The 20,272-nt window shown below is 54.6% G+C and carries 18 protein-coding genes and 1 tRNA gene; 8 read left to right on the forward strand and 11 right to left on the reverse strand.

Annotation, left to right across the window (positions count from 1 at the left end; translation table 11 throughout):
• Nucleotides 1-159: 159 nt before the first annotated feature.
• Nucleotides 160-495, reverse strand: a complete 336-nt coding sequence (locus ACSEMK_RS18470; protein ID WP_015704081.1) for a zinc ribbon domain-containing protein YjdM — start codon at nt 493-495, stop codon at nt 160-162.
• 534 nt (nt 496-1,029) lie between these two features.
• Here ACSEMK_RS18470 and proP point away from each other — a divergent pair.
• Nucleotides 1,030-2,532 (forward strand): glycine betaine/L-proline transporter ProP, encoded by a 1,503-nt coding sequence (proP, locus tag ACSEMK_RS18475; protein ID WP_020079848.1) that lies wholly within the window; start codon nt 1,030-1,032, stop codon nt 2,530-2,532.
• Between the two features lie 50 nt (nt 2,533-2,582).
• Here the strand turns inward: proP and melR are convergent, their stop codons facing one another.
• Nucleotides 2,583-3,521 carry a transcriptional regulator MelR gene (gene melR / locus ACSEMK_RS18480; protein ID WP_032715623.1) on the reverse strand — a complete coding sequence of 313 codons (939 nt, stop codon included), beginning with the start codon at nt 3,519-3,521 and terminating at the stop codon, nt 2,583-2,585.
• 239 nt (nt 3,522-3,760) lie between these two features.
• Here melR and ACSEMK_RS18485 point away from each other — a divergent pair, with 239 nt between their 5' ends.
• The 4 genes from ACSEMK_RS18485 (at nt 3,761) to ACSEMK_RS18500 (ending at nt 8,233) form a co-directional block, all read left to right on the forward strand.
• Nucleotides 3,761-5,113: an alpha-glucosidase/alpha-galactosidase gene (locus tag ACSEMK_RS18485; RefSeq protein WP_430915353.1), complete on the forward strand. Its 1,353-nt coding sequence runs from the start codon at nt 3,761-3,763 to the stop codon at nt 5,111-5,113.
• A 92-nt stretch (nt 5,114-5,205) separates the two neighbouring features.
• Complete coding sequence (gene melB, locus ACSEMK_RS18490; RefSeq protein ID WP_113374726.1) at nt 5,206-6,621, forward strand: melibiose:sodium transporter MelB; 1,416 nt, start codon at nt 5,206-5,208, stop codon at nt 6,619-6,621.
• A 274-nt stretch (nt 6,622-6,895) separates the two neighbouring features.
• Complete coding sequence (gene parM, locus ACSEMK_RS18495; protein ID WP_316425371.1) at nt 6,896-7,852, forward strand: plasmid segregation protein ParM domain-containing protein; 957 nt, start codon at nt 6,896-6,898, stop codon at nt 7,850-7,852.
• Between the two features lie 9 nt (nt 7,853-7,861).
• Nucleotides 7,862-8,233, forward strand: coding sequence for a plasmid partitioning/stability family protein (locus ACSEMK_RS18500; RefSeq protein ID WP_087859243.1), 372 nt, complete (start codon nt 7,862-7,864; stop codon nt 8,231-8,233).
• Between the two features lie 101 nt (nt 8,234-8,334).
• Here the strand turns inward: ACSEMK_RS18500 and cbpM are convergent, their stop codons facing one another.
• The 3 genes from cbpM to ACSEMK_RS18515 all read right to left on the reverse strand — a co-directional run bounded on the left by cbpM (nt 8,335) and on the right by ACSEMK_RS18515 (nt 10,382).
• Nucleotides 8,335-8,640 (reverse strand): chaperone modulator CbpM, encoded by a 306-nt coding sequence (gene cbpM / locus ACSEMK_RS18505; RefSeq protein ID WP_087859244.1) that lies wholly within the window; start codon nt 8,638-8,640, stop codon nt 8,335-8,337.
• A complete protein-coding gene (cbpA, locus tag ACSEMK_RS18510) occupies nt 8,640-9,557 on the reverse strand; it encodes a curved DNA-binding protein (RefSeq protein ID WP_047057455.1) in 918 nt (305 codons plus the stop codon). Before cbpA ends, cbpM begins: the two co-directional genes overlap by 1 nt.
• A gap of 141 nt (nt 9,558-9,698) precedes the next feature.
• Nucleotides 9,699-10,382, reverse strand: a complete 684-nt coding sequence (locus ACSEMK_RS18515) for a TerC family protein (protein WP_087859246.1) — start codon at nt 10,380-10,382, stop codon at nt 9,699-9,701.
• 219 nt (nt 10,383-10,601) lie between these two features.
• Between ACSEMK_RS18515 and ACSEMK_RS18520 the strand changes: the two genes are divergently transcribed.
• Complete coding sequence (locus tag ACSEMK_RS18520) at nt 10,602-11,393, forward strand: DsbA family protein (RefSeq protein WP_045380425.1); 792 nt, start codon at nt 10,602-10,604, stop codon at nt 11,391-11,393.
• 57 nt (nt 11,394-11,450) lie between these two features.
• On the opposite strand, the gene pgaD is transcribed toward ACSEMK_RS18520, so the two are convergent.
• From pgaD to pgaA, 4 genes are read right to left on the reverse strand one after another with little or no spacing between them, the layout of a single operon-like run.
• Nucleotides 11,451-11,885 (reverse strand): poly-beta-1,6-N-acetyl-D-glucosamine biosynthesis protein PgaD, encoded by a 435-nt coding sequence (gene pgaD / locus ACSEMK_RS18525; RefSeq protein WP_087859247.1) that lies wholly within the window; start codon nt 11,883-11,885, stop codon nt 11,451-11,453.
• Nucleotides 11,882-13,213, reverse strand: coding sequence for a poly-beta-1,6-N-acetyl-D-glucosamine synthase (gene pgaC, locus ACSEMK_RS18530; protein WP_087859248.1), 1,332 nt, complete (start codon nt 13,211-13,213; stop codon nt 11,882-11,884). The genes pgaD and pgaC overlap by 4 nt, the downstream gene beginning before the upstream one ends.
• A complete protein-coding gene (gene pgaB / locus ACSEMK_RS18535; RefSeq protein WP_375156857.1) occupies nt 13,206-15,191 on the reverse strand; it encodes a poly-beta-1,6-N-acetyl-D-glucosamine N-deacetylase PgaB in 1,986 nt (661 codons plus the stop codon). Before pgaB ends, pgaC begins: the two co-directional genes overlap by 8 nt.
• A gap of 38 nt (nt 15,192-15,229) precedes the next feature.
• Nucleotides 15,230-17,677, reverse strand: coding sequence for a poly-beta-1,6 N-acetyl-D-glucosamine export porin PgaA (gene pgaA, locus ACSEMK_RS18540; protein ID WP_435336623.1), 2,448 nt, complete (start codon nt 17,675-17,677; stop codon nt 15,230-15,232).
• A gap of 651 nt (nt 17,678-18,328) precedes the next feature.
• On the opposite strand from pgaA, the gene ACSEMK_RS18545 reads away from it, so the two are divergent.
• Together ACSEMK_RS18545 and ACSEMK_RS18550 are read left to right on the forward strand one after the other, a co-directional pair.
• Entirely contained in the window at nt 18,329-18,895 is a 567-nt protein-coding gene (locus ACSEMK_RS18545; protein WP_020079840.1) for a helix-turn-helix transcriptional regulator, read from the forward strand.
• Nucleotides 18,896-19,225: 330 nt separating this feature from the next.
• Nucleotides 19,226-19,513 (forward strand): PerC family transcriptional regulator, encoded by a 288-nt coding sequence (locus ACSEMK_RS18550; protein ID WP_020079839.1) that lies wholly within the window; start codon nt 19,226-19,228, stop codon nt 19,511-19,513.
• 61 nt (nt 19,514-19,574) lie between these two features.
• On the opposite strand, the gene ACSEMK_RS18555 is transcribed toward ACSEMK_RS18550, so the two are convergent.
• Nucleotides 19,575-19,901 carry a contact-dependent growth inhibition system immunity protein gene (locus ACSEMK_RS18555; RefSeq protein WP_087859251.1) on the reverse strand — a complete coding sequence of 109 codons (327 nt, stop codon included), beginning with the start codon at nt 19,899-19,901 and terminating at the stop codon, nt 19,575-19,577.
• Between the two features lie 269 nt (nt 19,902-20,170).
• Nucleotides 20,171-20,246, reverse strand: a tRNA-Phe gene (locus tag ACSEMK_RS18560).
• Nucleotides 20,247-20,272 lie beyond the last annotated feature (26 nt).

Genomic DNA, 20,272 nt, shown 5'->3' on the forward strand with positions numbered 1-20,272 from the left:
AATGAGAATTGATCGCGCGGTTCGGTCTGGAGATTTCGGGAATAATTTTCGCGAAATTAGCAAAATAATTTCGCCGCGATCCGCCGCTGATATTCGTACGCGCCGGCGAGGTTGCCGCCAGCGCCGGAAAAATAATGGCGCTGGCGTAAAAAAAATTAATTAGTTCTTTTTGACGAATTCAGATTTCAGCTTCATCGGGCCAAAACCGTCAATTTTGCAGTCGATGTTGTGATCGCCTTCGACCAGACGGATATTCTTCACTTTGGTGCCGATTTTCAGCATGGAAGAACTGCCTTTTACCTTCAGATCTTTCACCACGGTCACGCTGTCGCCATCGGCAAGTAAGTTGCCGTTAGCGTCTTTTACGATCAGCGCGTCGGTGTCGTCGGCCGGCTCGGCATTGTTCCACTCGTGGGCGCATTCCGGGCAGATGTACATGCCGTTATCTTCATATGTGTATTCAGAATGGCATTTTGGGCAGTGTGGAAGTTGCATGGCGTTCCTCGTGATTACTGGGAAAAACAGGACGTTGGTCCGTTAAACAGCGGCTGTGAGCCGAAAGTGCGGCTGATTATAGCGCAATCCCGCACTTTTGTCGGGTATTTTTTCCAGGAAATAACGCAGGGTAATTATTTTGGCTTTACGGAGAATATGCTGAAAAACAGACGTTAATAAAGTCCATAAATAAACATCGGCGGCGAAACAGAGATTGAACTTATTCATTTTATTTGGCTCTGTAATTAAGCTGGGCGAATTTTTCGTGAAGTTGATCCCAAATTTAAACGCTGGTAGGGTAAAAAGGGATGTAAGTAAATTCGTCACTGCTTATTTGGTAAGTGAATTATTAATTTAAGGCCAGAGCAGGCGTCAACAGGTTCGGTTGTACACTCTGTCAGAAAGACAGTGCAGGCAAACCTGCTACGCTTGAAATGTGGAGCACAGCACTTCGCCGCTCCCAACGTACGTCGCGAATGACCTCGTCATTTGGCGAGGAGTCGTGCGCTCAAGGCGATAGCACAGAGGAAAAGTATGCTTAAAAGGAAAAAAATAAAGCCGATTACGCTTAGGGATGTCACCATCATCGATGATGGTAAGTTGCGAAAAGCCATCACCGCGGCCTCGCTCGGTAATGCGATGGAGTGGTTCGATTTCGGTGTGTATGGTTTTGTGGCTTATGCCCTTGGTAAAGTCTTCTTCCCCGATGCCGATCCCAGCGTGCAGATGATTGCCGCGCTCGGTACTTTCTCGGTTCCCTTCTTGATTCGTCCGCTCGGCGGCCTGTTCTTCGGGATGCTCGGCGATAAATACGGTCGACAAAAAATCTTAGCGATCACCATCGTTATTATGTCGATAAGTACATTCTGTATCGGTCTTATTCCGTCGTATGCCACCATTGGTATCTGGGCGCCGATTCTGCTGCTGCTGTGTAAAATGGCGCAGGGCTTCTCGGTGGGCGGCGAATATACCGGGGCGTCGATCTTCGTGGCCGAATACTCGCCTGACCGTAAACGCGGGTTTATGGGCAGCTGGCTGGACTTCGGTTCGATTGCCGGCTTCGTAATGGGCGCAGGCGTGGTGGTACTGATTTCCAGCGTCGTGGGTGAAGAGAACTTCCTCGACTGGGGCTGGCGTATCCCGTTCTTCCTGGCGCTGCCGCTAGGGATTATCGGCCTGTACCTGCGTCACGCGCTGGAAGAGACGCCGGCGTTCCAGCAGCACGTGGATACCCTTGAACAGGGCGACCGCGAAGGTCTGCAGGAAGGTCCTAAGGTCTCCTTTAAAGAGATTGCCACCAAACACTGGCGCAGCCTGCTGACCTGTATTGGTCTGGTGATTTCCACCAACGTGACCTATTACATGCTGTTGACCTACATGCCGAGCTACCTGTCGCATAACCTGCACTACTCGGAAGATCACGGCGTACTGATTATTATCGCCATCATGGTCGGCATGCTGTTTGTCCAGCCGGTTATCGGCATGCTGAGCGACCGTTTTGGCCGCCGTCCGTTTATCCTGGTGGGTAGCGTCGCGCTGTTCACGCTGTCTATCCCGGCCTTTATCATGATTAACAGTAACGTGATTGGCCTGATCTTCGCCGGTCTGCTGCTGCTGGCGGTGGTGCTGAACTGCTTTATCGGCGTGATGGCCTCATCGCTGCCGGCGATGTTCCCGACCCACATCCGCTTCAGCGCCCTGGCCAGCGCCTTTAACATCTCGGTGCTGATCGCCGGTCTGACGCCGACGCTGGCGGCATGGCTGGTGGAAACCACCCAGAACCTGATGATGCCGGCTTACTATCTGATGGTGATTGCGGTGATTGGCCTGATTACCGGCCTGTCGATGAAAGAGACCGCTAACCGTCCGCTGAAAGGGGCGACGCCGGCGGCATCCGATATCCAGGAAGCGAAAGAAATTCTGGGCGAGCACTACGATAATATCGAGCATAAAATCGAAGATATCGATCAGGAAATCGCCGACCTGCAGGAAAAACGCGCCCGTCTGGTACAGCAGCATCCGCGTATCAACGACTAACCGCTTTTCACTGTTCACGATGCCGCCTGGGGAGACCCCGGCGGCATTTTTTATGGCTGCGGCGACGCAAGGCTGTGGCGGCGCTGTTGGCTCAATTTACGGTACTGCTGCGGCGGCATGCCGACGTAGCGGGTAAAGGTGCTGTAGAAGCGGCTGCTGGAACGGAACCCGGCGGTGAGGGCGATATCAAGGATGGTCTTATCGGTGTCGCTCAGCAGCGCGCGCACGTGATTGATGCGCATGGCGGTGATGTACTGCTTCATGGTCTGCTGCATTACCCGCTGAAAAACGCCCATCGCGTAGTTTGGGTTGAGTTTAACGTGCTCGGCGACGGCATCGACGGTCAGCGCCTGGTCATAATGGGCGGCGATAAATTCCAGCATCTGGCTGACATAAAATTGCGCGTGGCGCGAGACGCTGTTCTTGTGCGTGCGCGAGGTCTTATTGACCAGAATCGGCTGCCAGCCGGCGAGGCTCAGCCGTTTGAGCATCAGGGCGATTTCATCGATCGCCAACTGGCGAATCTGTTCATTCTCGTGATTCAATTCCTGCTGCCAACGGCGTACTTCAAAAGCGCTTAACTGCTGGGCGGCAAGAGATTTAATCACCATCCCGTGGGTGACGTGGTTTATCAGTTCGCGATCCAGCGGCCACGACAGAAACAGATGCATCGGCAGGTTGAATATCGCCATCTGCTGGCAGTCGCCCGGGCGGGTCAACTGATGCGGCGTACAGGCCCAAAACAGGGTGATATAGCCTTTCTCAATGCGCACTACTTCATTGTTAATCAAGTATTCCACGTCGCCATCGAACGGCACGTTGACCTCTACCTGGCCGTGCCAGTGGCTGGTGGCCATGGCGTGCGGGGGGCGCAGTTCGATATCCATGCGCTGATACTCGGAATAGAGCGCCAGCGGGCTGCGGCTCTGCTTTTCATCGCTGCTGCACATGTGCGGGTCGGGGGGCAGGGAAGTGAAGCGGTGTTCCATCATGGGCGGATTCCTGGATCGTCAGAGTGGCTGCGTTTTTAGCCTGAACTGATTACAGCTTAGCGGAATCATCGGCCCGTTTTCTCTCCTTTTAAGCCGATCTATTCCCAAAAACTCAGATTTTGTGGCGCTTAATGGCCGATCTGAGTTTCCGGGAATGCTCCGGCGGGAACGGGGCAGCGCAGCGGCGAGCGGCATGCCACTCTGAAAGTGTTCAATGACCTGATGGAGAGAGCGCGATGTCCGCCCCAAAAATTACCTTTATCGGCGCCGGTTCGACGGTGTTCGTCAAAAATATTCTCGGTGATGTTTTCCAGCGCCCGGCGCTGAAATCGGCGCATATCGCGCTGATGGATATCGATGAAACCCGGCTGGAAGAGTCACATACCGTGGTACGAAAGCTGATGGATTCCGTCGGCGCGAATGGCGAAATTAGCTGCCATCGCGATCGTAAAACCGCCTTGCGGAACGCCGATTTTGTTGTTGTCGCTTTCCAGATTGGCGGCTACGAGCCCTGCACCGTGACTGACTTTGAAGTCTGTAAACGCCACGGCCTTGAGCAGACCATTGCCGATACGCTGGGGCCGGGAGGCATTATGCGCGCGCTGCGCACCATCCCGCACCTGTGGGCTATCTGCGACGATATGAGCGAGGTCTGCCCGGACGCCACCATGCTTAACTACGTTAATCCGATGGCGATGAACACCTGGGCGATGTACGCCCGCTACCCGCATATCAAGCAGGTGGGTCTGTGCCATTCGGTGCAAGGCACAGCGGAAGAGCTGGCGCGCGACCTTAACCTCGACCCGGCGGATTTACGTTACCGCTGCGCGGGCATTAACCATATGGCGTTCTATCTGTCGCTGGAGAAAAAGCTCGCGGACGGCAGCTACGTCAGTATCTACCCCGACCTGCTGCAGGCCTACGCCGAAGGGCGGGCGCCGAAGCCGAACCTGCATGGCAATCCGCGCTGCGAAAACATCGTCCGCTATGAGATGTTCAAAAAGCTGGGCTACTTTGTCACCGAATCGTCGGAGCATTTCGCCGAATACACGCCATGGTTTATCAAGCCGGGGCGCGACGATCTTATCGCCCGCTATAAAGTGCCGCTGGATGAGTACCCTAAACGCTGCGTCGAGCAGCTGGCCAACTGGCATAAAGAGCTGGAGAGCTATAAGAGCGGCGAGCGGATCGAGGTTAAACCTTCACGCGAGTATGCCAGCACCATCATGAATGCCATCTGGACCGGCGAGCCAAGCGTGGTGTACGGCAACGTGCGCAACGATAATCTTATCGACAACCTGCCGCAGGGTTGCTGCGTGGAAGTTGCTTGCCTGGTGGACGCCAACGGCATCCAGCCGACGAAAGTAGGCGCGCTGCCGGCGCATCTGGCGGCGCTGATGCAGACCAACATCAACGTGCAGACGCTGCTAACGGAGGCCATCCTGACGGAAAATCGCGATTACGTTTATTACGCCACGATGATGGATCCGCACACCGCCGCGGTGCTGGGGATCGAAGAGATCTACGCGCTGGTGGACGATCTGATCGCCAGCCACGGCGACTGGCTGCCGGACTGGCTGCACCGTTAATCTTCTCATGCCGCCGGGGGATCTGGCCCGGCGGCGCCTGCCATGCTCTATCAAACGCTAAAGGAGGCGCTGGCGACAGCGACCTGTACCCTATGAGTATTTCAATGACAACAAAGCTCAGCTACGGATTTGGTGCCTTTGGTAAAGATTTCGCTATCGGTATCGTTTACATGTATCTGATGTATTACTACACCGATATTGTTGGCTTATCGGTTGGGGTGGTTGGCACCTTGTTCCTGGTGGCGAGGATCCTCGATGCGATAGCCGATCCGATCATGGGATGGATCGTCAACTGCACGCGATCGCGATGGGGGAAGTTCAAGCCGTGGATCCTGATCGGCACTATCACCAACTCGGTGGTGCTGTATATGCTGTTCAGCGCCCATCACTTCAGCGGCGGGGCGCTTCTGGCGTGGGTGTGGCTGACCTACCTGCTGTGGGGCTTCACCTATACCATCATGGATGTGCCGTTCTGGTCGCTGGTGCCGACCATTACCCTTGATAAACGCGAACGTGAACAGCTGGTGCCTTACCCGCGCTTTTTCGCCAGCCTTGCCGGGTTTGTGACCGCCGGGGTCACACTGCCGTTTGTCAGCGCCGTCGGCGGCGCCGATCGCGGCTTCGGTTTCCAGATGTTTACCCTGGTGCTGATTGCCTTTTTCGTAATTTCCACCCTCGTTACCTTGCGCAACGTCCATGAGGTTTACTCGTCGGATAGCGGCGTAAGCGAGGATTCCAGCCATCTCTCACTGCGCCAGATGGTGGCGCTCATCTATAAAAACGATCAGCTGGCCTGCCTGTTGGGCATGGCGCTGGCCTATAACACGGCGGCGAATATCATTGCCGGCTTCGCGATTTATTACTTTACCTACGTGATTGGCAGTGCGGAGATGTTCCCGTATTACATGTCCTACGCGGGGGCGGCGAATTTGCTGACGCTAATCCTGTTCCCACGGCTGGTGAAAGGTCTGTCGCGACGCATTCTGTGGGCGGGGGCATCGATCATGCCGGTGCTGGGCTGCGGCGTACTGTTGCTGATGGCGCTGAGCGGGGTTTACAACATTGCGCTGATTTCGCTGGCTGGAGTGTTGTTGAATATTGGAACCGCGCTGTTCTGGGTGCTGCAGGTCATTATGGTGGCCGATACCGTTGACTACGGCGAATATACGATGAATATCCGCTGCGAAAGTATCGCCTACTCGGTACAGACGCTGGTGGTCAAAGCCGGTTCGGCGTTTGCGGCCTGGTTTATCGCCATCGTGCTCGGTATCATCGGTTACGTGCCGAATGTGGTGCAATCATCCCACACGCTGCTGGGGATGCAGGCGATTATGATTGCGCTGCCGACGATCTTTTTTGCTCTGACGCTGTTTCTCTATTTCCGCTATTACAAACTGAATGGCGATATGTTGCGACGTATTCAGATTCACCTGCTGGATAAATATCGTCGGGTACCGGAAAATGTCGTCGAGCCGGAACGGCCGATCGTGGTACCCAATCAGGTGTAAAAAGCGTGCGAAAACCGCTGGCGAAAGAGGGGAGGGATGCTCTCTTTTTGCACAAAAAAAGCGTTTAAAATAGACAGAAATGAAAACTTTTAGTTCTCTTATTTGTCTCTTATAGTTCTCTCTTTGAACTCAATGAGTTAATTGAAATCTCCATTGTTTCTCAAATAAAACTCAGAATTGTCTCTTTTTCGTGCTCTTGCGCTGCTTTTTAACTCTTGCTACTCTTTTTGGGTCTTACATTTTCTCTTATTTGTCTCAGTGATGGAGCAATGCGATGCGCATTTTTATCGATGATGGTTCAACCAATATCAAAATGCTGTGGGAGCAAGATGGCGAAACTTTCACCCATATCAGCCCCAATAGTTTCAAGCGCGGCTGGTCTGCCACCTTCGGCGCCGGGAAGCCATTTAACTACACCGTGGATGATGAAAAGTACTCTTTCGACCTGATCACCCCCGATGCGTTACCCACCAACAATATTGATTGGCAATACAGCCCGTTGAACTCCATCGCTGTTCACCATGCTCTGCTGACCAGCGGCCTCGAACCGCAGGATGTCGAGATTGTGGTCACCCTGCCGCTGACTGAATTTTATGATGAAGATGCGCAATATCGTCTTGATAACATTGATCGTAAGAAAAAGAGCCTGCTGCGCGAAGTTAAACTGAATAAAGGCGTGGTGTTCAATATCACCAAAGTCACCGTGCGTCCGGAATCCATTCCGGCGGGTATCAGCCTGTGCGATGAGCTGAAACCGTCGCATTCGGTGCTGATTGTCGACCTCGGCGGCACCACGCTGGATATTTCGATGGTGGCCGGGCAAATGACCTCGGTTTCGCGTATTTACGGCGACCCGAAGCTGGGCGTATCGCTGGTGACCGACGCCGTTAAGCTGGCGCTGGCGCGGGCGAATACCGATACCTCCAGTTATAACGTTGACCAGATAATCATCAACCGCCACGACGAAGAGTATCTGACCGATAACATCAACGATCCGGATGCGGTATCTGAAGTGAAAAAGGTTATCTCCAACAGCATCGAACGCCTGACGACTCGCGTTCTGACGGCGATTGATAGTTTTAAAGGCTATTCTCACGCCATCGTGATTGGCGGCGGCGCGCCGCTGGTTGCCGATGCGATTCGCGAACGTATGGGTCTGCGCGAAGATCGCTTTGTGGTGGCCGACGAGCCGCAGTTCGCCCTCGTGCGTGGTCTGAAAATTATTGGTTAAGGAGCGTCTATGACTCTGGATCGCAGAAAGGTTCTGATATACCTGCGCCCGGATATCAGCGCCAGCGAGCGCTTTGCGGACGCGAAAATTGAAGCCCATCATCGTGGCGATCGCGGGGATATGTCGCGTACAGCGCTGCTGGCAGGGTTAGCGTTGGGTGAAGTAGATAGCCGGCTGCCGTCAATGCTGGCGGCGCTGCTGGCGGAAGATACGCCACCGGAGACACTGCGTAGAATGCTGGCCTCGTTTCTTGAGATTCAGCCAGCCTCTTCCGCTGCGGCATCTACGCCAGCGGCCGCGCCGGTTAAGGCGCCCGAGCCGCCTGCACCGGTGAGCGAGAGCGTCTCCGCGCGTAATCTCGCCGGCTCGCTGCCGGATTAAGCGCTTATCCCGGCTTTCGCTACGCGCAGCCGGGCTACCATTTGCGCCGTGAGCGAGCTGTAGCCCGGGTAAGGCGGAACGTCGCGACCCGGGAACTCCGCTTAGCTGTGGGTCAAAAAGCGGGCCAGACGCTGCTGCAGTAGCCGATTTTCGCGGGTGAGTCGCGCATTTTCATCCAGCAGCGTCAACGCCACTGCAATCCCCGGCCAGTCCAGCTCCAGCTCGTTACGCAGGCGCACTGCGCGATGCACAATCGTCACCGCGCTGTCGTCAAACAGCCAGGTTTCAGCCTGCGGCTGGTGCGGCTCAATCATCCCTAAGCCGACGATCTCCGTCAGCTCCTCTTGCGACACCCCGGTGCGCAGGCACAACTCGGTGATGGTAAACGTCACTGTTACTTTAGCCATCAGGCTTTCCCCCATGTCTTACGCGGATCGAAGCTGGCTTCGCTTTCGGCGAGCTGCTGCCAGAGCTCACGCGCTTTTTCATCTGGTTTTGGCGGCATAACGATTTTGATGACGGCGAACAAATCGCCGGTGTGGGTTTTGCTTACCAACCCTTTGCCCTTGATGCGCAGCCGTTGTCCCGCCTGGCTACCCGCCGGAATTGTCAGCAGAATGCTCTCTTTTAACGTCGGTACGGTGACTTTCGCCCCCAGCGCGGCTTCCCACGGCGCCAGCGGCAGTACGATCTCCAGGTTATGACCGTTGATGTCGAACAGCGGATGCGGCGCGATGTGAATCACCAGCCACAGATCGCCATTCGGGCCGCCGTTTTCGCCTGGCGTCCCCTGACCTTTCAGGCGAATTCGCTGGCCATCGCTGACCCCCGCCGGAATTTTCACATTCAGCGTTTTCGGCGTTTCACTCTCAACCATGCCGAAGACGTTATAGACCGGCAGCTTGTAGCTGATGGTACGAGTCTGTTCGGCGAGGGTTTCTTCGAGGAACACCGCCACTTCGATTTCGACATCGTGACCGCGCTCGGCGCGCTGGCGGCGGGCGTGATGCGCCTGCTGGCCGAACATCGAGGAGAAGATATCGTCGAAGTCCTGCTGGCTGTAGCTTTGTTCGTGGGCGTGCTGTTGGCGGTTGAACTGCGGATCGTTGCGGTGCTGCCAAAGTTGGTCATATTCGGCGCGACGCTGATCGTCTTTGAGGACTTCCCATGCTTCGGCGAGATCCTTGAATTTTGCTTCGGCATCGGGCTCTTTGCTGACGTCGGGGTGATATTTACGAGCCAAACGGCGGTAGGCGGTCTTGATGGTTTTCAGATCGTCCGTTGGCTTAACCCCTAGAATGGTATAATAATCCTTTAATTCCATGGTGTTATCTCATTTATGCTCAAAAATCTGGTCACAGAATCCCTGGATCAGGCGGCTCTATTAAGAGTAGGGCAAATGAGAAAGGGTGGCGGAGAAAAGTGGCAAAAACTTGACGCCGTCGGGGATGACGGCATCCAGTGATTATTCTGGGGTGCCGGAGCGGTAGTTGCGCCGCCATCCTTCCAGCAGCACCAGCGCCGCACCAATGGCCCCGGCAACAAAATGTAGATAATTCGGGGAGTTGGGGAACAGCTGAACAAAGGTCGGGTCGGTTATCATCATTGAACCGGCAATCCAGCCAATCAACGCGCCGCCCAGCAATACGACCGAGGGAAAGCGAGTCAGTATGGCCAACACCAGCTTACTGCCCGCGACAATAATCGGGATGCTGATTAATACCCCCAGCGCCACCAGCAGGAGATGGCCTTTACCGGCGGCTGCCACGGCTAGCACGTTATCCAGCGACATGATCACATCGGCGACGGTGATGGTGACGGCGGTGCGCCACAGGCTACTGGAGCTGCTGATATCGCTCTCTTCTTCCTCGTTGGCGACCAGCTTAATGCCAATCCACAGTAGCAGTAACGCGCCGACGATTTTTAGCCACGGCAACGACAACAAATAAATCGCCACCGCCAGCAGCGCGACCCGGGCGATAATCGCGCCGAGAGTACCGATAACAATGGCTTTGGTGCGCAGATGCGCCGGCAACTTGCGGCAGGCCATGGCGATGACCACCGCGTTATCGCCGCCTAATAACAAATCGATGGCGATGATTTGTAGCAAAATAACGGCGAAGTCCCACTGACTCAATATTTCGTTCATGCCTGGCTCGTATTGCAAATAATGTCGATCAAAAAAGATGGGCGCAGGGTACTCCCGTTCTTCGCCCCTGACCACCCTTCAGGCCGTAGGGGGAATCGCGGCGTCTGACAAATAAAGTTACGAATCAATGCATAGACTGACAATGATTCGCCGCCAAAGGATGATATTTTGTCCGATTAGGCTCACCTGCCGTCTACTTTTTCGTAAGGACTTTTCAATATGTCTGGCATCAAGAATCTACTTATTCTCGCCCTGGCGGGCGCTTCCCTGCTGCCGGCGCTGGCCAGCGCCGCTGACGCGCCGGCCGCGACGTTCACCGCGGAGCAGGAAGCGCGTATCGGCAAAATCGCCGCTGACTACCTGGTCGCCCATCCGGAAGTGCTATTGCAGGCCAGCCAAAAGCTGCAGCAAATTCAGGCGGAGCAGCAGGCCAGCGCCGCTACCCAGGCGGTAATCAAGAATGCCGACAAGCTGACGCAGGATAAGGCCACGCCAACCTACGGCCCGGCTAACGGTAAAGTCACCGTTATCGAGTTCTTCGATTATCAATGCATCTACTGTAGCCGCCTCGCGCCGGTTATGGAGCAGGTGATTAAAGACCATCCGCAAACCCGTTTTGCTTTCAAAGAGTGGCCGATTTTCGGCAGCCGCTGGGCAACTTCGCTGGATGCGGCGAAAACCGGCCTGCAGATTTATCAGCAGAAAGGGGCAGAAGCCTATCTGACTTACCACAACGGCGTTTACGCCACCGGGCATAACGAAGGCAAACTGACGGCGGCGGACATCCAACAGCAGGCGAAAAAGGTGAACTTTGACGCCAAAAAAGCGGCGGACGTCGAACCGGCGCTGGAAAACATTAACCAGCTGGCGCAGGAGATTGGCTTAAGCGGTACGCCTGGCGTGATAGTCATGCCGACAACCGGCGCAACCGAAGCGACCATTACCGTCTTCCCGGGACTGGCCGACAAAGCCTCGCTGGATGCGGCGATTAAGAAAGCCGGCGGTAACTAATTTCACCGTCCCGTAAGCACAAAGGCCGCAAGCGATGCGGCCTTTTTTGTGGTTCCGTTAGCGTTCGTCTTCCTCGCTCTGATTGATTTTTAAATCAATGATTCTGCCAATCTGGTCGTGATATACCGTCAGCAGGTTATATTGGCTCATCTCGGAAATGATTTGCGGTGCGATATTAAAGCTCTCCGCTAGCTCTTCATGACGTAGCGAGGCCATGCTGCCGTGCCGCCGGGCGTTATAACGGCGTAGATTGTACTGATACCACAAAATCAGCAGCCAGCCGTTAATTGCTGCTACCAGTAAATAGACCAGTACGGTATTAAACGACGCCATAATCGCGTCCCAGCTGTCGTTACCGTGCTGGGTAAACTGCATCAGCAAATTGGCATACAGAAAAAAGGCGAAGCCGGCCCACGCGATAGCGGTTAATACGCCGTCAAAGATGCGCGGCAACACGCGATGCTCGGTTAAGATCAGGGTTTGTTCGTTCATGACATTCTTCCTTTACCTCTATCGGGGCTGACCCAGCGAGCCCTGGCGCGTTTACGTTTCAACATGACTTTGGGGAAGGCAACGATGGTGGTTAACAGGCCAATCATCCAGTACACCATCGGAAACCAGATCACCCAGAACAGCGAGCCGGCGACGCCGCGTTCATAGCGCCGTTCGATGTACAGACTGGCGATAAACTGCAGCAGACACATCACCCCCAGCAGCAGCCCGGTAAATTCCGGCGGAAAAAGGCTGCGGACGGTCAGATTCTCCGGCAGCGGGGCAAAATGGCTGGCGATGAACAGCAAAATGGTGACCGCATAGGCGAAGGCCCATAGCGTGGAGAGGGCATATTCGAGAAACAGCGGCCACATCCGGTGATGCTCCCAGCGAAACAGGCGGCGCAGATTGACCAGAAAAACCTCGGCGCCGCCCTGCGCCCAGCGTAACCGCTGTTTCCACAGCCCCTTCAGCGTCTCCGGCATCAGGATCCAGCACAGCGCTCGCGGCTCGAAGAAAATCGCCCAATGGCGTAGCTGCAGCTTCCAACTGATATCGATATCTTCGGTGATCATATCCGGGCTCCAGTAGCCGACGTCCGCCAGCGCCTGGCGACGAAAAGCGGCAATCACCCCGGAGACGGTAAACACACGGCCGTAAATACGCTGGGTGCGCTTAATCAGCCCGATTATCGAAGAGAATTCGCCGACCTGAATGCGGCCAATCAGCGTCGAGCGGGTACGAATTCGCGGGTTGCCGGTCACCGCGCCGACGTGGGGATACTGAATCAGCGGCGCTACCAGGTAGGCGGCGGTATCGCGGTCGAGCAGGGCATCGCCGTCGATGCACACCAGCAAGTCCCCACGCGCGGCGGCAGCGCCGGCTTTCAGCGCTACCGCTTTCCCCTGATTTTCGGCTAGATGAATCACCCGCAGCAGGTCGTACTCTTCCGCCAGTTGATTCAGCACCCTGGCGGTATCGTCGGAGGAGCCGTCGTTGATGGCGATCACCTCAATGTTGCGATAGCGCTGAGCCAGCGCGGCTTCGATGGTCTCGCGGGCATTTTTCTCCTCGTTAAAGCAGGGAATCAAAATAGAGATCAGCGGATCGCCGTCGAGTTTCGGCGGCGGCGTCTCTTTACCCCACGGCCAGTGGCGTTCCAGTTGAAACCAGAAGTAGAGCCCGCCGGTTATCCACAGCACCGACATAAACAGCGGCCAGAAGAAGACGAAATCAAGTATCAACTCGCCGGTGAAAACGGCGGCCACGCCCAGCGGTAGCCCGAAAACCAGGCATAAAATCGAAAATGCGATAATGCGATCAGTCATTGTTGGGATACCAGTACGATGAAAACAGGGGCCTGATTTTTGAGATATCAGGCTGATTATTAAGAAAATCGTCGGGGTAGTAGCCGTAATTGTTGACGCCGTTGAGTTGTAATGTCCGCATCCAGTCGACCAGCTGTTGGTCAGGGATGGCGTTTTGCTGCGGGAGACTCCAGTCTTTAGCCTGTAGCTCAAAAATGGTTTTCTTCAGTGCGCCCGGCCTGGCGCTGACGGCGCGCACCAGACGCGCCAGCCACGCATCGCTTTCCGCAACCGGAACGGATTCCATCAGCGGCATCGCCATCGGCACCGTCCAGTCGTAGGCCGCCAGAAAATCATCCAGATTCTGCGCGAACCAGGCCTCGCTTTCCGGCTGCAGGATCGGCAGGGCGAAGATATTGCGCGCGGTTCTCACCTGCGGGCCGCGAATCGCTTTCACGCTCTGGCTGAGCGTGCGGGTGAAGTCGATAAGCGTCTGACTTTTAAATCGCGTCCAGGCGTGCAGCGTGGCGGGGTTTTGGCGGATCTGCGCGATATCCTCCCGATGGCCCGCCGCACGCCAGGCAGCCATCGCCCCGGCGCCGGCATCTTCGTAATCCGTCAGTACCGCGTCGTCGTGGAACAGCACGCCGTCAAAGGTCGCGTAGCGGGCAAGGTCCTGATAAATATCGCGGATCTCATCGCGCACCTGGCTATTCCATGGCGACAGACGTACATAGGGGTGAGTAGCCTGGCGCAGCGTGTTGCTTTGTGCATCCCAGCGCTGTACGCGCGGTAGCGAACCGTCCAGATCGAACGCCAGCACTGGCATCCACGCATACACTTTGGCGCCGCCGCGCGTCTGCAATTGCCAGGCGACGAAATTAAACAGATCGGCGCGCATCGGCAGGCGGCGGTTGGGGAAGTAGAGCGCTTTCACCGTGCCGTCGCCGAGCGGATCGGAAAAGGCCTGTAGGAAAACGTGAGTGATTTTCATGTCATAGACGCGCTGGATCAGCTTATCGATATTTTTGCGCTGCTGAGCCGGGTCTTTATCGTAGACATAATCGAGATCGACGTGCATCACCCGAACCGGTTCACGCTCCTGGATTTGCGTTACCTGGCTGGCGAAGGCCTTGATCGACGGGTTACCTGAGATAAGCAGACGGGGAATGTTATCCAGATCGCGCACGTCGCCCAGACCATCGCCTAGGGTAAACGCCAGTTGATAGCCGCGATTTTTGGCAATAGCCAGCGATGTGCCGTTGGCCGCGCCGTAGGGCCATACCCAGGCGCGCGGCGCTTTGCCGGTGACGTCGGCGATTTTGTCGCTCACTTTGCGCACGTCGGCATCGATGCGCTGGTGAAACTGCTGGTCGCTTTCGTAGCGCCCACTGGCCTTATCATAAAAGCGGTTGGCAACCGCCGGTTCGCGGCTACCCTGCGGATTGGCCTGAATACCATAGTGCGAAGCCCAGGTATGCGCGCCGATTTCGACCAGCGGCGATTGCGCGAGCTCGCGCACCATCTCCCAGGTGGCGAAACGTTCGCGCGGGGTCATCAGACCGCCGAAATCGACTTTTTTCTGCTCCGGCGTATCGACCCAACTGCCTACCGGCGCCCACAGTGCCGGGACGTTCCAGGCTTTTAACAGCGGCCAGACCCGGGTGTAAAAACTGCTGTAGCCATCATCGAAACTCAGCAGAAATGCCTTCGGCGGCAGTGTGATTAACCCCGCGTTGGCGTCGAGAATATTTTGCACGCTGATGGCCTTATAACCATTGTGCAGCAGCCAGCCGATTTGATCGTTGAGCGCGCTGGTACGCACCGCCAGATAGCGCTGATCGGCGGCATCGTCTTCTACATCGTGATAGGCCAGTACCAAAAACTTATTATGCGGCCAGGGCTTATTCGCCTCCGGTTGCGGCCGCGCGTCCGGCGGCAGAAAAGGAATCGTCTCTGCGCGAAGCGCGCAGGTCATCAGGAGCCAGCCGATAACCATCAGGCTGATGCGGATACTTTTGTTGACCATGTTTATCCTTAAAACCGTAAATTCGCATCAAGGGCAATGGAGAGATTGCTTTCGCGTTTGCCGTCGTAAGGGCGCTTGTCCCAGTTCAGCATCACGCCGGTGTCGATCACGTTGTTCCAGCGAATACGCTGGCCGTAGCCGAGCATGGCGATAGCGCCGGCCGAATATGCTTTTTGCCAGTAGGCGCCGCCGCCTGCCGCAAGCTGCTGGCTCCAGACGGTATCGTAGTGCTGATACATGACGTGATCGGCGACCAGCGCCGAGGTGGCGGCGAAGTCGCGTTTCGGGTTGTAGTACAGGGTATCCGTCCGGCTGTTGGCGCTGGCGGAAAGCCCAGGTTCCAGATCGAGCGTGATGGTTGGCGATTGCCAGAGCCGCTCTTTGCCGGTGAAGGTGTATTCCTGACGACGGTTGTGGTCGGAGAAGCGGCTGGCGGCGGCGCTAAAGCGATATTCGCGTCGCTCGTTTTGATACCAGCGAACCCATCCCTCGCCGCGGTTGGCGCTGATACCATTGCGCAGCGCGCGCAGCGGCGTCTGGCGCGACAGGCGTTCGACCTCGCCGCCAATCTGCCAGCGATCGTTGAAACTTTGCCAGGCGGAAAGCCGGGCGCCGGGTTTGTTGTCGCCGGCAAAATTGTTGTTGGAGATTTCCAGTTCAGCCCAGGCATCACGCGGGCGCCATTCGATGCCGCCAAAGAGCTGGCGGCTGGAGCCTTTTCCTTCATCAAAATTCCCTTTGGCGAAGCGATTACCGGCGAAAAGCCGCCAGTTATCAGCGATTGGCGGGCCGTAAATCGCTGCATCCCAGCTAAAGTCGTGGCTACCGCTGACCGGGTTATCCGAGTGGATCCCCTGAGTACTGTTGAGACGCAATTCCGACATATGGTGCACCTCGCGAGCGCGAGCTAATTTTTGCGTGCTCAGGTCTTCAGGGCTGCGCGCCAGCAGGTCATCGGTTAATAGCTCCATCTGCCGCCACTCCTGAAGATCCATCGCCACGTAGGCCTGCTGGCGTTCGAGGGGAATATTCGACGGCTCCAACGCTTCCGCCGCTTTCAGTTCCCGTTCGGCGGCGCGGGGTAAACCGCGCGCCTGCAGTATCGCCGCGTAGTCAATGCGCAGCCCCTGATTACCGGGCGCGGTAGCGGCCAGTCGGCGGGAGAGACGCTCGGCTTCCGGCAATGCGTTAGTACTCAGTAAATACTGTACCTTCAGCGATTGGGCGTTCAGCCACGGGTCGTTTGGCTGCGGCGTCGGCGAGCCGTAAAGGCGGCGGGTGTAGGGAACACCGTTAGTCACTTTGGCGAGAGAGTCGCGGGCGGCCTGATACTGGCCGCTGTCCAGCAGCGCGTAAAATAACTCATGCTGATCATCTTGCGGATCGGGGCGATAAAGGGGATGTTGGCGGGCGATCGCCTGCGCGGCCCCGACGTTCTGTTGCGCAAGATAAGAGGAGATAACCCAGCCGATGGCCCAGTCAGGAACGGGCTGCTGAGCGGCGGTCAGCGACTGATATTCACTGATGACCTGAGTGTAATAGCCGCGGGTGTATAGCGCGCCGAGGCGGTCAATACGCGCGCGGGCAAGATCCTCTGCGGCCTGCGGATCCTGACGCCAGCGGGCGAACAGCGCGTCGTAGCGGTTGAGAGCCGTTTGCGCCATGCGAAAGCGCTCCTGTTCACCGCGGGCAGGGGTGTCCGCCAGCCGTACCCACTCCGCCGCCGCGTCCATTTCCAGCTTTCGCTGCTGCGCGGGCGTCAAGGTGGTTTTGGCTGACCATTGCAGCGCAGGCGAATTGATGCGATTGCTGCTCAGGCTTTCAATCAGGCTATTGAGCGTCTCTCTGTTTTGCGGCGCGAGCTCCTGCGCGCGCATATCGGTGAGCAGCTGGTCCCAGCTTTTTCCCTGACGTAAATAGACGTAGGAGAGCGTCTGCAGGTGAGCGGCGCTGGGTGTGGTGGCGACTAAGCGGCGGGCTTCACTTAGCGCCTGCCCGTCATGGCGCGCATCGGCCAGTGTTTTAATCCGGCTAATAAGATAATCGTCGTTCTTCGGCTGTTGGCTGAGCGCTTGATCCCAAAGCGCCAGCGCCGAAGACCACCGTTTTTGATTACGGTAAGCCTGCGCCGCTGCCGCCGTACCGCGTGCCGGTAGCGCCATATAAACCTGATAACGCTGCCAGACCTGGATAACTTCTTCATCACGTCCAGCCCAGGAGGCAATTTGTAGCCAGTCGGCGACTTGCTCAGGCGTCAAGGCATGTTGTTGCTGATACTGCTGAAGATAATCGAGAAAAGGAGAGTAATTACCTTCACGCGCCTGTAGTACATGCTGTTCATATATCGACTCAGCCCCCTGAGCCAGAATAGGCGTTAACAACAATAAACTAATTGAAAGCGAGAATGTCGTGCGGCGATAAAAGAATAACTTATTGAAACGAGTTGATCTTCCCATAACTATTTACCATATGTCCATCAAGAATCCATTGCACAACACGTCGGCCTTTTAGCTGAATGCAAAAGGATGGGGTAATGAGTTTTTACCTGACGGTACGCGGCTGCGATTACTTATTTAAGGTAATAAAATATCTCCTCGCGATAACGGGGTGGCGATTAATGTACACCTGATATGTTTGCCTGAAAATATGTCAAATAATAGACCTGTGGTTTTAAGATAAATCTGGAAATTGTCCTTTTATACAATAATTAATTGTCTGATGTTACGCATAACTAACTGAATTGGAAAAAGTTAAAGTGCGTCCGAAATTCTGTTTTAATGTTTTTGGTTCGCTTTTCCATGCATAATGTTAGGCTGTTGCTGTAGATATTTAAGACGATTTTTGACAAAAATTCTCAATAGTGGAAAAGCTTCTTTTTTGTGCGAGTTTTTTATTTATAATTAGCCGAAGGGCAGATAATTAGGAAATGACGTAAGAGTCGTGGAGTGGAGCATTCACTATAGATGGAGAGGTTGGAGGTTTACTAAAACGACAAACACATGCTTTATTTTGCTCGCCATAGTCAGCACGCCACCAGGCGCTGTGCATATTCTCCCTGGAGGGGTTTTGTTGCTTTATTGTTAAAGGGATGATTTGTGGCAACGACAATGTTTTTAGTTACTCAGGATCACTATCTCTTTGAAGGGGTAAGGATTTTCTTTCCAGATATCATCCAGTTACATTCGATTGAGCATAAGCTTTTTGAGAGTGATGCCGAGGAGTTTTCGGTGCTGGTGGATAGTCGGGCGCCGCTTTGTTTTTATGATTATCTTATTCCTGGCGCAGCGGAAGCGGGTAAACGTATCTGCTGTATTATGCTTGATATGCGCCATCGGGAAGAGCATTTGCTGAGCTTAAAGTGGTTTCTCAACATGTCTTTGACGCCTACGGATATGGCTAATTTATTTAGCCTGTTTCTTGATGTGAAGAGTAAGCGGCTGACCCGAGAATGGCTCAAGAATTTCAGCCTGAAACCACAGGAACATATGACGTTGACTTTGCTCAGGGCCGGAATGACCATGGATCAAATTGCCGGGGTGCTTAATACTTCAGTGAAAAGCCTGTATCGTAAACGCATTGAGCTTTATGAACGTCTGGGACTGGCCAACTTTAATGAGGCCTGTTTGTTTATCTTTAAAAATAGACTGCTGGAGTGTCCCGCGCAGAAGCGATAAAAAGGTAAATGAATACAGAGTAAGGTATCTACTACAAGCTACTCAACAACGGTATTATGTTAATTTAATCAATCATTGATAGGTATAACCGTAGTTCAGGAATAACTCAGATGATAATCCGCGGTATATGATAAAAATGCTCTTTGGAAGTACTTACTGCTTCGGCAGTTTTAATGCACACAGCAATTAATATTATAAATGTCCTCAATATTGAGCTGGCATAGATTTATCGTGGATCAAATTATCGGGGTTTTCTTTCATTATTTCTTCGGATGGCGTGGTTATATTTATATACGCAAATTAGCTAGCATATGTGAGAGAAATTATCGAATGATCAAGGACAGTATTGCCGAGTCTCTGGAAGCCCGTGGATTGTACCGTCGGGCCGCTTCGCGCTGGGTGGATGTGATGCAGACGTGTGTCGATGATAATGACCGTGAATGGATTAGGATGCACCGCAATAAATGCCTGAAAAAAGCGAAGCTGCCGCCGGCGCGTAAAGAAGAGTTTGCTGACATCCACAAGGCAGCCAGAGAAACGCAGTACCGTATGGGAATTGCCAAGCCGAATGGGGAAGTGTTCCGCCTTCCCGCTAAAAAGAAAGCGACGCGGCGCTAGCGTTTTCAGCGACATCTTGCTGAATCAGACCAAACCGATAGTGTGGTGAGGAAGCCGCGGGTTACTGATGGCCTGTCGGCTCCGCCTCATTCAGGGAATGACTAATTCTATCTCTTACCCGTTTCAGGAAGCTAAGGGCATCTGTTCCCCACAGGTGAGGGTCAAAGTCTGAACCATAGCGCATCCTGAATTCCTCTTCCGGGTTATCTGCTTCTTTCAGCAGAAGGTCAATGTCTGCGATAAGACCATACTTCATGGCGAGATGACTATCGGCGATAAATGCGTCAATTTTGGGGGCGATCTCATCACTATCATCGATAAGGTCATAATCCTGCCCGAAGTAAACCGTGATAAAGCTGTTAAGTTCATTCAGGTTCATTTTTGTCATGTACAAACCGTGTTCAGGGTAGAGGAAAGGCTGTCAATATCGTCGGATGAAGTGAGATAATTGGAGAATACCATAAGCGATGGACATTGAATGCCTGATGGCGCTGCGCTTATCAGGCCTACGGTATGCAGTCGACGTTGAACAGCGCGCTTGTCGCGCTGGCCCCGAAGGGGTGAGCCGCATTGCGGCGAATAATAGAACGTAGTTCGATGGAGAGTCCGGCCGCAGAAAAGCAAAAACCCAGCCATAGGCTGGGTTCTCTGAATAAGTGGTGCCCGGACTCGGAATCGAACCAAGGACACGGGGATTTTCAATCCCCTGCTCTACCGACTGAGCTATCCGGGCAACGGGGCGCATTAAACCGTAATCCG

Source organism: Klebsiella sp. K-3, from assembly GCF_051207495.1.
In the GTDB taxonomy this organism is placed as follows: Bacteria; Pseudomonadota; Gammaproteobacteria; order Enterobacterales; family Enterobacteriaceae; genus Klebsiella; species Klebsiella aerogenes.